The following is a 14,328-nucleotide window of genomic DNA, read 5'->3' as shown; positions in this document are numbered from 1 at the left end:
ATAGCGGGCGCGGGAGGGGAAGGAGATCATGCGGGTCCCTGTGAGGCGGTGGGGTGTCGGCCGGGCGCTTAAAGGACCAGCGCCGCCAGAAGCGCCTCCAGCCGGAGGCGGCCCGACGGCGTGGCGCGCAGGATCGTCCCGTCCGGCGTGTCGTCGCGGCGAAGATAGCCTTCTTCCGTCGCCGCTTCCAGAATGGTCGGATCGAGCGCGTCCGCCATCGCCAGTCCGGTGCGCCGGGCGAAGCGGGCCTCGTCGATTCCCTCGGTCAGGCGCAGGCCCATCAGCAGCATTTCGCGCGCGCGGTCGCGGGGGGACAGGGTTTCGTCCTGCATCAGGCCCGTGCCGTCGCGTTCCACCCGCTCGGCCCATGGTTCGGGCGCGCGATGGCGCCGGGTGGCGTGCAGGCGGCCGTCCAGCGTCATGCGGCCATGCGCGCCGGGACCGATGCCCAGATAATCGCCATAGCGCCAGTAGGTCAGGTTATGGCGGCTCTCGGCCCCCGGCCGCGCGTAGTTCGAGACCTCGTAGCCCAGCAGCCCGTGACGGGCGGCCACGGTGGCGGTTTCCTCGTACAGGCGGGCGGCGTCGTCCTCGTCGGGCAGGGCCAGCAGGCCCTGGCGGTGCAGTCCCTCGAAGCGGGTGCCGGGTTCGATCGTCAGCTGGTACAGCGACAGATGGTCCGACACCAGCGACAGCGCCTGGTCCAGCTCGGCCCGCCAGTCGGCCAGGGACTGGCCGGGGCGGGCGTAGATCAGGTCGAAGGAAATCCGGTCGAACAGGGTGCGCGCCAGGTCCAGCGCGGCGACGGCCTGCGCCGCCGAATGCGCGCGCCCCAGCAGGCGCAGCGCCGCCTCGTCCAGGCTCTGGACCCCCAGCGAGATCCGGTTGACCCCCGCGTCGCGAAAGGCGCGCAGGCGCTGGGCCTCGACGCTGGTGGGGTTGGCCTCCAGGGTGATTTCGAGGTTGGGCGCCGCGTCGAACAGGGCCCGCGCGTCCGCGATCAGGGCCGCGACGGTGTCGGGCGCCATCAGCGAGGGCGTGCCCCCGCCGAAGAAGATCGACCCCAGCCGGCGTCGGCCGCCCTGCGCGTTCAGCCGCGTGGCCTCATGCGCCAGTTCGCGCCGCAGGGCGGTGGCGAAGCGGGCCTGCGGGATGGTTTCGCGGACATGGCTGTTGAAATCGCAGTACGGGCATTTGGCCAGGCAGAACGGCCAGTGCACATACAGCGCCAGGGGCTCGGCCCCGGCCGACAGGGGGGTGTCAGATGGCAAGCCGCACGCCCAGTTCGACGACGCGGTCCGGCGGGATGCGGAAGAATTCGGTGACCGGGCTGGCGTTGCGCGCCATCAGCAGGAACAGCGACATCCGCCAGCGCGACATCTTGGGCACCGAGGAACGGACCAGCAGTTCCCGGCTGGTGAAATAGGACGCCTGCAGCACGTCGAAGTCGATGCCGTTGGCCTTCAGGTCCTCCAGCGCGCGGGGCAGGTTGGGCGTTTCCATGAAGCCGTAGCGCAGGATCACGCGATAGATGTTGGGGGCTAGTTCCTGCAATGCGACACGATGGCCGCGCGCGGCCTCGGGCTGGTCCAGGGTCTGGACGGTGACGAACAGCACGTGCTCGTGCAGCACCTTGTTGTGCTTCAGGTTATGCAGCAGGCAGGTCGGCACGAAGTCGGGCGTGGCGGTCATGAACACGGCGGTGCCGGGCACGCGGATGGTGCGCGATTGCGGCAGGCGGGCGAGGAACGAATTGACCGGCAGGCTATCCAGCTTCTGCCGGTTCATGATGAGGCCGCGGCCGCGTTTCCACGTCGTCATCATCAGCGTCAGCGTGATGCCCAGCAGGACCGGCACCCAGCCGCCCTGCGGGATCTTCAGCGCGTTGGATGCGAAAAAGACGCTGTCCATGACGAAGAAGCCGCCGAACGTCGCGACGGCTGCCGGGCGCGACCAGTGATAGAGCCTGCGGAACGCCACCATCGCCAGCACGCAGGTGCACATGAACGTGCCCGTCACCGCGATGCCGTAGGCCGAGGCCAGGGCGTCGGAACTGCGGAACGAGACGACCAGCAGCAATGCGCCGACCATCAGGAACCGGTTGAAGTCCGGCAGGTAGATCTGCCCTTCCTCTTTCTTGTTGGTGTGGGTGATACGCATGCGCGGCAGGTAGCCCAGCTGGATCAGCTGCCGGCACAGGGAAAACCCGCCCGATATCCCGGCCTGGCTGGCGATCACCGTCGCCAGCGTCGACAGGACGATCATCGGGATCTGCATCCAGTGCGGCGCCAACTGGAAGAACGGATTGTTCAGCGCCGAGGGCGTGGTGATAATCAGCGCCCCCTGGCCCAGATAGTTCAGGGCCAGGCACGGCAGGACGCAGAACAGCCACGCATAGCGGATCGGCTGCCGGCCGAAATGCCCCATGTCGGCATAGAGCGCTTCCGCGCCCGTGACCGACAGCACCACCGAGCCCAGCGCGATGAACGACAGCCAGCCGTGAAAGACGACGAACCGGATGGCATAGATCGGCGAGATGGCCATCAGGATGCCGGGATGATGCAGGATTTCCAGCGCGCCGAGGATGCCCAGCATGCTGAACCACACCAGCATGACCGGCCCGAAGATGGCTCCTACCCTGCCGGTGCCGTAGGACTGCACCGAGAACAGCCCGATCAGGACCACGATCGCCAGGGGAATCACCAGTTCGCGCGCGGCGGGGAAGCTGACCTCCAGCCCTTCGATGGCGGACAGGACCGAAATCGCCGGGGTAATCAGCCCGTCGCCGAAGAACAGGCAGGCCCCCGCGATGCCCACCATGCCCAGCACCAGCTTCATCCGCGCGTTTTCGGACACCCGCTGCGCCAGCGACATCAGCGAGATGATGCCGCCCTCGCCGTTATGGTCGGCCCGCATAATCAGCAGAACGTATTTGACGGTGACGATCAGGATCAGGGACCAGATAATCAGGCTTTCGACCCCCATCACCTCCCAAGGTTCGATCTGGTGATGCTGCGAGACGATCATGACGGTCGATCGCAGGGCGTAGAGCGGGCTGGTGCCGATGTCGCCGAACACCACGCCCAGCACGACCAGAAGGGCCGCGAAACCCACCGGGTTGGCCGCATGCTCATGCTGGTCGGCGCCGAATTCCGTGACCTTCGGCCCCTTGCCGGCCGGCGCGCCGTCCACGGGTGCGTTCACACCGGACGGGGCGGCGGGCAGGGATCCGGGGGCGGAATCGCCCGAAGCTGGCGTCATGTCGGGACGTCTCCGCTGTTCAGACAAAGGGAACGGCGGACAGGCCGACCTTGACCCCGCATAGCGTCATGATCCGGGGGCGGCAAGGTGACTTGCCGGGACCCCCCTATTCGCCGCCGCGGGCCGGTGTCCGAAGATCGCGCTGCCCACGCGGACATGGGTCGCCCCGGCGGCGATCGCCGCCTCGAAATCGGCGGACATGCCCATCGACAGCACGGCCAGGCCATGCCGGGCGCCCAGTTGCGCCAGGTGGCGGAAATGGGGGGTGGGGTCCTGCCCGGCGGGCGGGATGCACATCAGCCCGCGCACCGCGTCGCCGAACCGGCGGCGGCAGGCCGTGATGAAGGCGTCGGCTTCCGCGCGCGGCACGCCGGATTTCTGGGCCTCGTCACCGGTATTGACCTGCACCAGCAGCTCCGGCAGCCGCCCCGCGCGGTCGGCGGCGCGGGCGATCGCGTCGGCCAGCGCCGGGCGGTCCAGGCTTTCGATCATGTCGGCGATCCGCACCGCGTCCAGCGCCTTGTTGGTCTGCAGCCCGCCGATGACGTGCAGCCGCATGTCCGGCCACGCGGCGCGCAGCGGCGGGAACTTCGCCAGGGCTTCCTGCACGCGGTTTTCGCCGAACACCATCTGGCCGGCCTGCAGCGCGGCGATGACGCTGGCCTGTGGGTGGAATTTCGAGACCGCGACCAGCGTCACCCCCGCCGCGTCGCGCCCCGCCTGCCGTGCGGCGGCGGCGATCCGCGCGCGGATCACCGCCAGCGCCGCGGCCACCGCCATGTCGTCGGGGGGGGCGGAAGCATGCGCGCCGGACGCCTGCATGTGCGGGGCGAGGGCGGCGGGGGCGGGAGGAGGCGCGGTCATGTGGGTTACGGTTGGCCCGGCGGGGCTACCGGTCAAGGGGCCGGCGGTTCTTTCGCGCGGTTTTCGGGCCGGGGGGCTGGCGGCGCCGGCCGTGTCATGCCATCAGCGCACGCTTCAAACCGTAATCAGGGACTGGGAAGGGGCGGGACCGCAGCATCATGAGCCAGGGACCAAGGAACAGGCCGCGCGCGGCGGACAGCGACCCGACGCGCGATATCGCCTTCGACATCGTCCTGGGCGTCATCGCGCATCGGCGGATGCTGGAAACCAGCCTGGAGCGTTCGCCGGCGGCACGGGATGCGGACGCGCGCGACCGCGCGGCGGCCCACCGGCTGGCGGCCACCGTCCTGCGGCACATGGGCACGGCCGGCATGGTGCTGGAACCCTTCCTGAAGAAGGAGCCCCCGGCGCCGGTGCGCGTCGTGCTGCTGATCGGCGTGGCGCAGCTTCTGCTGCTGGACACCCCGGCGCACGCGGCGGTCGGCACGGCGGTGTCCCTGGCGCGCCGGCAGGGCCTGACGCCGTTCGCGGGCCTGGTGAACGCGGTGCTGCGCCGTGTCGCGCAGGCGGGCGCCGGCGCGCTGGAGGGCCTGGACCAGGCCCGGCTGGACGTGCCCCCCTGGCTGTGGAGTTCGTGGGGCGACCTGGCCCGCCCGGTGGCCGAGGCCCTGGGACGCGAGGCCCCTCTGGACCTTACGTTGCGGCCCGGCGCGGCCTGCCCGCCCGACGGGACCATCCTGCCCACGGGCAGCGTGCGCCTGCCGGCCGGAACCCGCGTGGCCGACCTGCCGGGCTATGCCGACGGGGCGTTCTGGGTGCAGGACGCGGCGGCCGCCCTGCCGGCGCGCCTGCTGGCCGTCCGCCCCGGCGAGCGGGTCGCCGACCTGTGCGCGGCGCCGGGCGGCAAGACGGCGCAACTGGCGCTGGCCGGCGCCGACGTCACGGCGGTGGAGCGGGAGCCCGCGCGGATGGCGCGGCTGCGCGACAATCTGGCCCGGCTGGGACTGGCCGATCGTGTGACGACGGTGCAGGGCGACGCGGCCGAGTGGCGGCCGGACGCCCCGCTGGACGCGGTGCTGCTGGATGCGCCCTGCTCGGCGACGGGCACGGCGCGCCGGCATCCCGACGTGCTGTGGATCAAGCGCCCGCGCGACCTGACGGCCCTGACCGCCGGGCAGGACCGCCTGCTGGCCGCCGCGCGGGACATGCTGCGCCCCGGCGGCCGACTGGTCTATGCCGTGTGCTCGCTCCAGCCCGAGGAGGGGCCGGAGCGGGTCCGTGCCGCCATCGCGATGGGGCTGGAGCCCGACCCCTTCACGCCCGAGGAACTGGCGGACCTGCCCGAGGCCCGGACGCCCGAGGGCTGGCTGCGGACCCATCCCGGCCTGTGGGCGGCGCAGGGCGGCATGGACGGGTTCTTCGCTGCGCGGTTCCGCCGCCGCTAGGAGACGTGATCGGGCGACGTCGGGCCACGTGCACGCAACTGCTTGCATGAGGGGCGTGATTTTCTGTTACACTGCGCCCATGCCTGCTCATTTTCCTCCCCTCATCGCGCCCAGTGTGCTGTCCGCCGATTTCTCCCGCATGGCCGAGGAAGTGATCGCCGTCGAACGCGGGGGTGCGGACTGGCTGCATCTGGACGTGATGGACGGCCATTTCGTGCCGAACCTGTCGTTCGGGCCGCAACTGATCAAGGCATTGCGACCGCAATCCGGCCTGGTGTTCGACGTGCATCTGATGATTGCGCCGGTCGACCCGTATCTGGAGATGTTCGCCCGTGCGGGGGCGGACCACATCCACCTGCATATCGAGGCCGGGCCGCACACCCATCGCTCGCTCCAGCAGGTGCGCGCGCTGGGGGTCAAGCCCGGCGTCGCCATATGCCCCGCCACCCCGCCCGAGGCGGTGGCCGAGGTGCTGGACCTGGTGGACATGATCCTGGTCATGACCGTCAACCCCGGCTTCGGCGGCCAGAAGTTCCTGACCAGCCAGTTGGACAAGATCCGCACCCTGCGGCGCATGGCGGACGCGACCGGGCGGGATATCCGCATCGGCGTCGATGGCGGGGTGGATGTCGAAACCGCCGCCCTGGCCACGGCGGCCGGAGCGGACATGCTGGTGGCCGGTACGTCGGTCTATGGCCAGCCGGACTATGGCCGGGCGATCACCGCCCTGCGCGAGGCGGGCCGACGGCCCGCATGACCAGCACCGGGCTTGCGGCCGTGGGAACGATGGCCGGACGCCATGGGATGAGAGGGGCCTGATGGTCCTGCGACGATGGAGCCAGGATGCGCGCCTTTCTCTGGCGCGCCTGCCGTCCCTGGCCGGGCTGGGCCGGGTGCCGCCTGCCCCTGTGCATGCCATTCGCGATTTGTGGCCCGGCGACCCGGCGTCGGGCGCGCGCCTGGTGAAGGGCAGCCTGACGCATGCCGGCGTCACCCGCCGCATCGGCCCCGGCCGGTGGGAAGATCCCTCGTACCCCGAGCGGTTCCGGGCCTACCTGCATGGGTTTACCTGGCTGCGCGACCTGCGCGCCGTCGGTACCGATTCGGCGCGGTTGCAGGCGCGGGCGCTGGTCAATGACTGGCTGTCCCACCCGCCGACCGACCCGATGGTGCGCGACTGCGCGGTGACGGGGGCCAGGCTGGCGTCCTGGCTGGGCCATTACGACTTCTTCGCCGCGTCGGCCGACGACGCCTTTCGCCAGCGCCTGATGACGCGCCTGCTGACCGAAGGCCGGACGCTGGCCGCCCTGCTGCCGCCGGACTCGCACGACTGGCGGGCGCTGACGGCCTTCAAGGGCCTGCTGGCGGCTGCCGTCGCGATGCCCGACCATAGCGGCTTCCTGACCCGGTTCCTGCGCTATATCGACGGGGAGTTGGCGTGCCAGGTCCTGCAGGACGGATGCCATATCCAGCGCAGTCCGGAAATCCAGTTCCTGGCGCTGCGCGAACTGGCGGAAATGCGGGCGATGCTGCAGGCGGCGCAGATTGCCCTGCCGGATTCCCTGGCCTTGGCCCTTGACCGGATGAGCCCGGTCCTGCGGGCGCTGCGCCATGGCGATGGCGGCCTGGCCCTGTTCAACGGCAGCCATGCGGGCAGCGTGGCGATGATCGAGATGGTGCTGTCGCAGGCGACGCGGGCAAGGGTGGTGGCGACCGCGATGCCCGATGGCGGGTTCATCCGCCTTCAGGTCGGCCGGTCGCTGCTGCTGGTCGATGCGGCCGCGCCGCCGCCGCCGGGATTCGACGCCGAGGCCCATGCCGGCACCCTGTCGTTCGAGTTCTCGGTCGCGCGGCAGCGGCTGATCGTCAATTGCGGGGCCGGCGAACTGCCGGAATGGCGTCGCGCCCTGCGCGAGAGCGCCGCCCATTCGCTGCTGGTCCTGGAAGACAGTTCGTCGTCCGATTTCGCCCCGCAGGGCGGGATCCAGCGGCGTCCGGCGCATGTGACGGTCGAACAGGTCGCCCAGGATGGGGCCCATTGGCTGGATCTGGCGCACGACGGGTACCACGCCCCGTTCGGCGCGTCGTGGCGGCGTCGGCTTTATCTGGGCGATGGCGGCGAGAACCTGCGGGGCGAGGAGGTGGTGGAGGGCGAGCGCCTTCAGTCCTTCGTCCTGCGATTCCACCTGCATCCGTCGGTCGAGGCCGAACTGGATGCCGACGCCCAGGTGGTCGTGCTGGATGTCGGCGGATGGATCTGGAGATTCCGCGCCGACGGCGGCACCGTCGCCGTCGAGGAAAGCGTCTATTTCAGCGGCGCGACGCCGGAACGGACCCGCCAGATCGTCGTCAGGGTCCGGCCCGGCGACAAGGGCGGGGACGGGCCGGTCGAAGCCGCCCAACCGGAGACGGAACCGGAGACCGGGACAGCCGAAGATTCGCCGGAGGCCGAAAGCACCGGCATGGATGCTTCGCCCCCCCCGGAACAAACGCCGGCCGAAACACCTGCCCCATCGACACCGGAGGCGCCCGCACCCGCCCCGGCCGACGCCGGAGGGCGGACGCGGCAGGTCGTGCGCTGGGCCCTGCTGCGGACCGACGGCTGAACGCCGTTCGCCGGGACGATGAAAATTCTCGAAATCACGAACGTCGATTTCTCGTTGCGGCATTTTCTGCTGCCGCTGATGCGCGGCCTGCGCGCGCGCGGGCACGAGGTCGTCGGCGGGTGTGCGGACGGGGCGTTGCTGGCCGATGTCCGCGCCGAGGGGTTCCGGGTGGAGCCGCTGCCGATGGCGCGGTCGTTCTCGCCGCTGGCGCAGGGCCGGGCGCTGGCCGCGCTGGTCCGGCTGATCCGGCGGGAACGGCCGGACATCGTGCATGCCCACATGCCGATCAGCGGCCTGCTGGCCCGGCTGGCGGCGCGACTGTGCGGCGTGCCGTGCGTGGCCTACACCTGCCATGGCTTCCTGTTCAACCAGCCGGGCTCGCGCCTGCGGCGGGGCGTGTCGCTGGTGCTGGAATGGTGCGCGGGGCGAATCACCGACCGGTATTTCACCGTGTCGTCCCAGGAAGCCGACGACGCGCGGCGCCTGCATATCCATCCGGCCGCCACGGCCGTGGGCAACGGACGGGACCCGGCCCTGTTCCATCCGGACGCGCAGGCGCGCGCGCGCATCCGGGCCGAACTGGGCGTTCCTGACGACGCGGTGGTCATCGTCGTCGTGTCCCGGCTGGTCCGGCACAAGGGGTACCCGGAATTGCTGGCGGCGATGGCCCAGGTGCCCGATGCGATGCTGTGGGTGGTGGGCGAACGCCTGGCCTCGGACCATGGTCAGGCGCTGGATGTGTGCTTTGCCGAGGCACGGCGCGTGCTGGGCGGGCGTCTGCGCTGCCTGGGATATCGCCGGGACATTCCCGCCCTGCTGGCGGCGGCGGACATCTTCACCCTGCCAAGCCATTTCGAAGGGCTGCCGATGTCGGTGATCGAGGCGATGCTGACCGGCCTGCCGGTGGTGGCGACCGATATCAGCGGCCCCAGGGAGCAGGTGGTGAACGGGCGGACCGGCCTGCTGGTGCCGGCCGGCGAGGTCGCTCCGCTGGCCCGGTCGCTGAACCGCCTGGTTCGCGACGGGGCGTTACGCGCCCGGATGGGGGCGGCAGGACGCGCCCGCGCGCTGGACCGGTATGACGAGGCCCGGGTGATCGCCCGGACCCTGGACGGGTTGCTGGACCCCGCCCATAGGCCCCAAAGCCCTCGCCGTCCCCCCTCGAACGGTTATTGCTGATTGCCGCCGGCCATGGCCTGCGCCAGGGTCTGGGCATCCTGCGGATAGTTGCGGATCAGCGCCACGTTCGCCGGATTCGGCTGCGGTGCATGCGCCCCGGCCGGCGGGGGCTGCTGGATCAGCGCTTCGGTCAGGCCGAAGGCCGTGATGCCCATGACGAAATCGCGCGGGGTGAAGCCGTGGGCGGCCAGGATCGGGGTCAGCCCCGGAATGGCCGCGGTGCGGTCGATCGTCTGCGCCAGCGACAGGTTCGGCGTGTTCGGCGGCGCGATCCCGGCGGCCTGGATGGCCTGGATCGTGGCGGTCATGCGGGGCAGGAAATCGGCGGGCAGCGGATAGCGGGCGGCTTCCTGCATGTCACGCTCGAATGTCGCCTGATCCACGCCGGGCGGGGCGGCCTGCTGCTGCGCCAGGGCGGGCGCGGCCGGCAGGATGGCGGCGGCCAGCGCCATCGCCAGGAGGGAGGTGCGTGTGTTCATACCGGGTTGGCCCATTCGCCGTGTCTCATCAGGGGTTCGCGGCCGCCATCCTGGGTGATGGCGTCGACGTTGATTTCGGCCGAGCCGATCATCCAGTCGATATGGATGAAGCTGCTGTTGGCGCCGCGGGCCACGATCTGCTCGGGCGTCTGGCCGTCGGTGTCCAGCATGCATTTGGTATAGGCCTGGCCCAGCGCAATGTGGCTGGAGGCGTTTTCGTCGAATAGCGTGTTACGGAACAGGATTCCGCTGTGCGAGATCGGCGAGGAATGGGGCACCAGCGCCACTTCGCCCAGCCTGCTCGCCCCTTCGTCGGTCGCCAGGATCCGCTCCAGCACCGGAAGGCCCTGGGTGGCGTGCGTCTCCACGATCCGGCCGCCTTCGAAGCGCACTTCGATGCCGTCGATCAGCGTGCCCTGGTGGAACAGCGGCTTGGTCGCGCGCACATGGCCTTCGACGCGCTGGGCGTGTGGCGTGGTGAAGACTTCCTCGGTCGGGATGTTGGGGTTGCACACGATGCCGTTGCGCGCGGGTTCCGACCCGCCGGCCCAGGCATGGCCGTCGGCCAGGCCCACCGTCAGGTCGGTGCCGGGGCCGGTGAAATGCAGGGCGGCGAACCGGCGTTCGTTCAGCCAGTCGGCCCGGCGATGCAGCGTGGCGTTATGGTCGGCCCAAGCCGCCACCGGGTCGTCCACCGTCACGCGCGATGCCAGGAAGATGGCGTCCCACAGTCGGGCGAGAGCCACGTCCGGCGCGTCGTCGGGGAAGACCTGCGCGGCCCAGGCCGGCGTCGCGGCGGCGACGATGTTCCAGTTGACGGCGAAGCTGGTGATAAGCTCCATGGCCGGACGCCCGGCCAGCGAACTGGCCTTGTTGGCGCGGGCGACGCGGTCCGGGTCCTCGTTGCTCAGCAGCACGGGGTTGCCGCCGGTGATGGCCATCCGCGCGGCGCCGTCGCGATAGGCGTTGGCCATGCCGTCCTGCAGCCAGCCCGCCGCCACGTCGAAGGCGGCATCCGGCGCGTGGTGGAAGCGCGCCAGCGTCATTTCGTCGTCCGAAAAGAACGGCGTGACCAGCGATGCGCCGGCCCGATAGGCATGTTCGGTGATCCGGCGCACCAGCGGCACCGCGTCGAGCGGCGCGGTAATCAGCAATTGCTGACCCGGCGCGATGTTCAGCCCGATCCGGACCGCGACTTCGCCCAGGCGGTCCAGCAGGCGGTCATGGGATGATGAGGAAGTCATGAACCTGTCATCCTGTAATTCCAAGTCTCGTCAGCCTAGCCCGATTGTTTCGGCCGGGCTAGGCACACCCCCGGCATCGGGCGGGTGGAGCAGGATGATGGCGCGGAGGTGTGACCGAAGCATGGCGGACGTCGCCGGGGATGGGGTGCGGCTGTGCGGGGTTGCGGACGCGCGCGAACGGCCGCTTCGTGTCGTGGCGGGCGGCCAGGCGCTGGTGGTCTGGATGGGGTCCGACGGCGGGCCGCGCGTGTTCGCGGATCGCTGCCCGCACCGCGACGCCCGCCTGTCCGCCGGGTACGTCGCCGACGGACGGCTGGTCTGTCCGTTCCATCTGTGGGCGTTCGACGAATCGGGGCGGGCCGTGGGGCCGGACGGGGTGGCGCGCCCGGCATGCGCGGCCCGGCGATTCGACGCCCATGTCCGCGACGGTGCGGTCTGGATCGACGCGGCCCCCCGGATCGGGTGACGTCGCCTATCGCGTCCGTTCGCGGTCCAGCCAGAGGCGGATCGCGGTCAGGATGTAGGCCTGTTCGGCCGGCGCCAGCGCGCGGCCCTTTGGCAGATGATGCCATTTCTCCAGGCATGATCGGCAGCAGGTCGCGGTGGCGTGCTGCGCCACGAAGACGGGATGGCCCCGCCATGGGGTCTGCCGCCCGTCACGGGCCGGCTGGGCGGGGGCCAGCCGCCGGGCAATGAAATCGGCGGCGTGTGACATCACGGTGGCGATGCCCTTCGCCTCCAGATAGGCGCGGTCGCGCGCGTCCAGATGGAAGCGCGCCCGGAAGGCCGAGCGGCCAAGCCGTGCCCACAGTTCGTCGGAGGGCGCTTCTGTGGTCATCGGCCCCTCGGCAGGCCTATTCCGGGCGCACCAGCAGGTGGTGCTTGCGGCCCGAGGACAGCTTGATCGCGCCGTCCGTCAGGTCGGCGATCGAGACCACGGCGCCCTCGTCCCGGACCGGAACGTCGTTGACCCGTGCGCCGCCGCCCCGGATCAGGCGTCGGGCCTCGCCGTTGCTGGCCGCCATCCCGCTTTCGACGAACAGGCGGAAGGCCGGGATGCCGGCGGCGAGCACGGCTGCCGGAATCGGGCGGGTGGGCAGGTCGGCCGGCGCGGCGCCCTCCTCGAACGTGCGGCGGGCGGCTTCGGCGGCGGCCTCGGCGGCGGCGCGGCCGTGGCACAGGGCGGTGGCCTCGGTCGCCAGGATCTTCTTGGCCTCGTTGATCTCGGCATCCCGCAGGGCGGCCAGGCGGTCGCATTCCGCCAGGGGCAGGTCGGTGAACAGGCGCAGGAAGCGGCCGACGTCCGCGTCCTCGGTATTGCGCCAGAACTGCCAGTATTCGAAAACCGGCAGCTTGTCCGCCGACAGCCAGACCGCCCCGCGCGCCGACTTGCCCATCTTGGCGCCCGACGCCGTGGTCAGCAGGGGAGTCGTCAGGCCGAAGACCTGCTTCTGGTCGGTCCGGCGGACCAGGTCGATACCCGAGACGATGTTGCCCCACTGGTCGGACCCGCCCATCTGCAAGGTCACGCCCAGGGTGCGGTTCAGTTCGCGGAAATCGTAGGATTGCAGGATGGAATAGTTGAATTCCAGGAAGGTCAGCCCCTGTTCGCGCTCCAGCCGCGAGCGGACGGAATCGAAGGACAGCATCCGGTTGACCGAAAAATGCACGCCCACGTCGCGCAGCAGGTCGATATAGGACAGCCGGTCCAGCCAGTCCGCGTTGTTCGCCAGGACCGCGCCTGTGGTGTCGTCGGCAAAGGACAGGTACTGGCGCAGGCTGCCCTCGATGCCGCGCAGATTGGCGGCGATCGTGTCGCCGGTCATCAGCATGCGGGCTTCCTCACGGAACGAGGGGTCGCCGATCCGCGCGGTGCCGCCGCCCAGCAGCGCCACCGGCCGGTGGCCGTGCTTCTGCAGCAGGCGCAGCATCATGATCTGGATCAGGCTGCCGACATGCAGGCTGTCGGCAGTGGGGTCGAAGCCGATATAGCCCGCCACCGGTCCGGCCTGCATGGCGGCGTCCAGGGCCTCCATGTCCGTGCACTGGAAGATGAAGCCGCGCGCTTCGGCTTCCCGGAGGAATTCGCTCTGGGGCATGATCGGTCACTCTGGTTTCGTATCGGGCCGGCCGGGGGCCGGAACAGGTCGCGCCATGCACTAGCACGCCCATCGGGCGACATGAACCCGGCAAGGACGCCGGTGCCGGCCTGTTTGGCGGTACGAAACAGCGCGGACACGGGGCCGGACGGGACGCGCCCGTCCGGCCGGTGGCGTCAGTCCGCGGCCAGGGCCAGCGCGCCGCGCGTCATGACGGAACCGACATGATCTTCCAGCGCGTCGGCCACCTGGTCGGCATGGTTGGCGAAGATATGGTCGGCGCCGGCGAAGATGCGATAATCGACGGCCACGCCCTTCTGGGTGTTCAGCTTGTCGACCAGCTTGCGGATCGCGGGTTCCGGCACCAGTTCGTCGGCGTCGCCCGCGATCATCAGCCCGCCGCAGGGGCAGGGCGCGAGGAAGCCGAAATCGTAATGATTCGCCGGGGGGGCCACGCTGATCCAGCCGGTGATTTCCGGCCGGCGCATCAGCAGCTGCATGCCGACGAACGCCCCGAACGAATAGCCCGCGATCCACAGGCCGCCGGCGTTCGGGTTGACCATCTGCATCCAGTCCAGCGCCGCCGCGGCGTCGGAGATTTCGCCGATGCCGCCGTCATAGCGACCCTGCGACCGGCCGACCCCGCGCGAATTATATCGCATGACCGAGAAACCCATCTTCTCGAACGAGCGATACATCGCATAGGTGATGCGGTTGTTCATCGTGCCGCCATGCAGCGGATGTGGATGCAGAACGAGGGCGAGCGGCGCATTGGGCTCGCTCGAATGGTGATAACGTCCCTCCAGGCGGCCGTCAGGGCCGGCGAACATGACCTCAGGCATTCGTATCCCGCGATATCTCTCCCCGCGCCCATGGGCATGGCGGCGGAGTTGTTACTGTTAGGGCCTGCGGATGACGATGCCCCGTCATCTGTCGGCGAGAGAAGCCCTGTCGGGCGCATCCGGGTGGGAGGCGCGATCGGGCGGCCGGTTCACGTCAAACCTGATTATTCCGGCACCGCTGGCCTGCCGGAGGCCGGTAAGTGCCTTGGGAATCATTTTTTTATTATTTTGGGGCAAGCCTTGGACCATTCAAAATGCTGGTTCGTCGGGCGTGGGATGCGTTCTCGTCAGTCGTCGAAGACTGGAGGG

General features: G+C 70.1%; 13 protein-coding genes. 5 read left to right on the top strand and 8 right to left on the bottom strand.

Going from position 1 to position 14,328, the window contains the following annotated elements; all coding sequences use genetic code 11:
• Positions 1-68: 68 nt before the first annotated feature.
• The 3 genes from hemW to HLH21_RS14635 form a co-directional block, all read right to left on the bottom strand.
• On the bottom strand, positions 69-1,271 hold the full coding sequence (gene hemW / locus HLH21_RS14645) for a radical SAM family heme chaperone HemW (protein WP_246379821.1): 1,203 nt from the start codon (positions 1,269-1,271) through the stop codon (positions 69-71).
• On the bottom strand, positions 1,261-3,261 hold the full coding sequence (locus HLH21_RS14640) for a potassium transporter Kup (RefSeq protein ID WP_182944495.1): 2,001 nt from the start codon (positions 3,259-3,261) through the stop codon (positions 1,261-1,263). The genes hemW and HLH21_RS14640 overlap by 11 nt, the downstream gene beginning before the upstream one ends.
• Positions 3,262-3,327: 66 nt before the next feature.
• On the bottom strand, positions 3,328-4,041 hold the full coding sequence (locus tag HLH21_RS14635; protein WP_246379828.1) for a YggS family pyridoxal phosphate-dependent enzyme: 714 nt from the start codon (positions 4,039-4,041) through the stop codon (positions 3,328-3,330).
• A gap of 242 nt (positions 4,042-4,283) precedes the next feature.
• Between HLH21_RS14635 and HLH21_RS14630 the strand changes: the two genes are divergently transcribed.
• From HLH21_RS14630 to HLH21_RS14615, 4 genes are all read left to right on the top strand, one after another.
• Positions 4,284-5,570, top strand: coding sequence for an RsmB/NOP family class I SAM-dependent RNA methyltransferase (locus tag HLH21_RS14630; RefSeq protein WP_182944493.1), 1,287 nt, complete (start codon positions 4,284-4,286; stop codon positions 5,568-5,570).
• A gap of 79 nt (positions 5,571-5,649) precedes the next feature.
• Positions 5,650-6,327, top strand: a complete 678-nt coding sequence (gene rpe, locus HLH21_RS14625) for a ribulose-phosphate 3-epimerase (RefSeq protein WP_182944492.1) — start codon at positions 5,650-5,652, stop codon at positions 6,325-6,327.
• 61 nt (positions 6,328-6,388) lie between these two features.
• The gene (locus HLH21_RS14620) at positions 6,389-8,176 is read left to right on the top strand and encodes a heparinase II/III family protein (protein WP_182944491.1); all 1,788 of its coding nucleotides are present in this window, start codon (positions 6,389-6,391) and stop codon (positions 8,174-8,176) included.
• An 18-nt stretch (positions 8,177-8,194) separates the two neighbouring features.
• Positions 8,195-9,355, top strand: coding sequence for a glycosyltransferase family 4 protein (locus HLH21_RS14615; RefSeq protein WP_182944490.1), 1,161 nt, complete (start codon positions 8,195-8,197; stop codon positions 9,353-9,355).
• On the opposite strand, the gene HLH21_RS14610 is transcribed toward HLH21_RS14615, so the two are convergent.
• Both HLH21_RS14610 and HLH21_RS14605 read right to left on the bottom strand, forming a co-directional pair.
• On the bottom strand, positions 9,346-9,834 hold the full coding sequence (locus HLH21_RS14610; RefSeq protein WP_182944489.1) for a hypothetical protein: 489 nt from the start codon (positions 9,832-9,834) through the stop codon (positions 9,346-9,348). The two genes, HLH21_RS14615 and HLH21_RS14610, sit on opposite strands and share 10 nt — an antisense overlap.
• Positions 9,831-11,078 carry an aminopeptidase gene (locus HLH21_RS14605; RefSeq protein ID WP_182944488.1) on the bottom strand — a complete coding sequence of 416 codons (1,248 nt, stop codon included), beginning with the start codon at positions 11,076-11,078 and terminating at the stop codon, positions 9,831-9,833. Before HLH21_RS14605 ends, HLH21_RS14610 begins: the two co-directional genes overlap by 4 nt.
• Positions 11,079-11,199: 121 nt before the next feature.
• Here HLH21_RS14605 and HLH21_RS14600 point away from each other — a divergent pair, with 121 nt between their 5' ends.
• Entirely contained in the window at positions 11,200-11,544 is a 345-nt protein-coding gene (locus HLH21_RS14600) for a Rieske 2Fe-2S domain-containing protein (protein WP_182944487.1), read from the top strand.
• Between the two features lie 6 nt (positions 11,545-11,550).
• Here HLH21_RS14600 and HLH21_RS14595 read toward each other — a convergent pair whose 3' ends face one another.
• The 3 genes from HLH21_RS14595 to HLH21_RS14585 form a co-directional block, all read right to left on the bottom strand.
• Positions 11,551-11,916, bottom strand: coding sequence for a DUF4186 domain-containing protein (locus HLH21_RS14595; RefSeq protein WP_182944486.1), 366 nt, complete (start codon positions 11,914-11,916; stop codon positions 11,551-11,553).
• Positions 11,917-11,932: 16 nt separating this feature from the next.
• Complete coding sequence (tyrS, locus tag HLH21_RS14590) at positions 11,933-13,177, bottom strand: tyrosine--tRNA ligase (protein WP_182944485.1); 1,245 nt, start codon at positions 13,175-13,177, stop codon at positions 11,933-11,935.
• Positions 13,178-13,353: 176 nt separating this feature from the next.
• Positions 13,354-14,019 (bottom strand): alpha/beta hydrolase, encoded by a 666-nt coding sequence (locus tag HLH21_RS14585; protein ID WP_182944484.1) that lies wholly within the window; start codon positions 14,017-14,019, stop codon positions 13,354-13,356.
• Positions 14,020-14,328 lie beyond the last annotated feature (309 nt).

Source organism: Gluconacetobacter johannae (genome assembly GCF_014174305.1).
In the GTDB taxonomy this organism is placed as follows: Bacteria; Pseudomonadota; Alphaproteobacteria; order Acetobacterales; family Acetobacteraceae; genus Gluconacetobacter; species Gluconacetobacter johannae.
The sequence above is the reverse complement of the archived record's forward strand: the minus strand, read 5'-3'. Positions and strand labels throughout refer to the sequence as shown.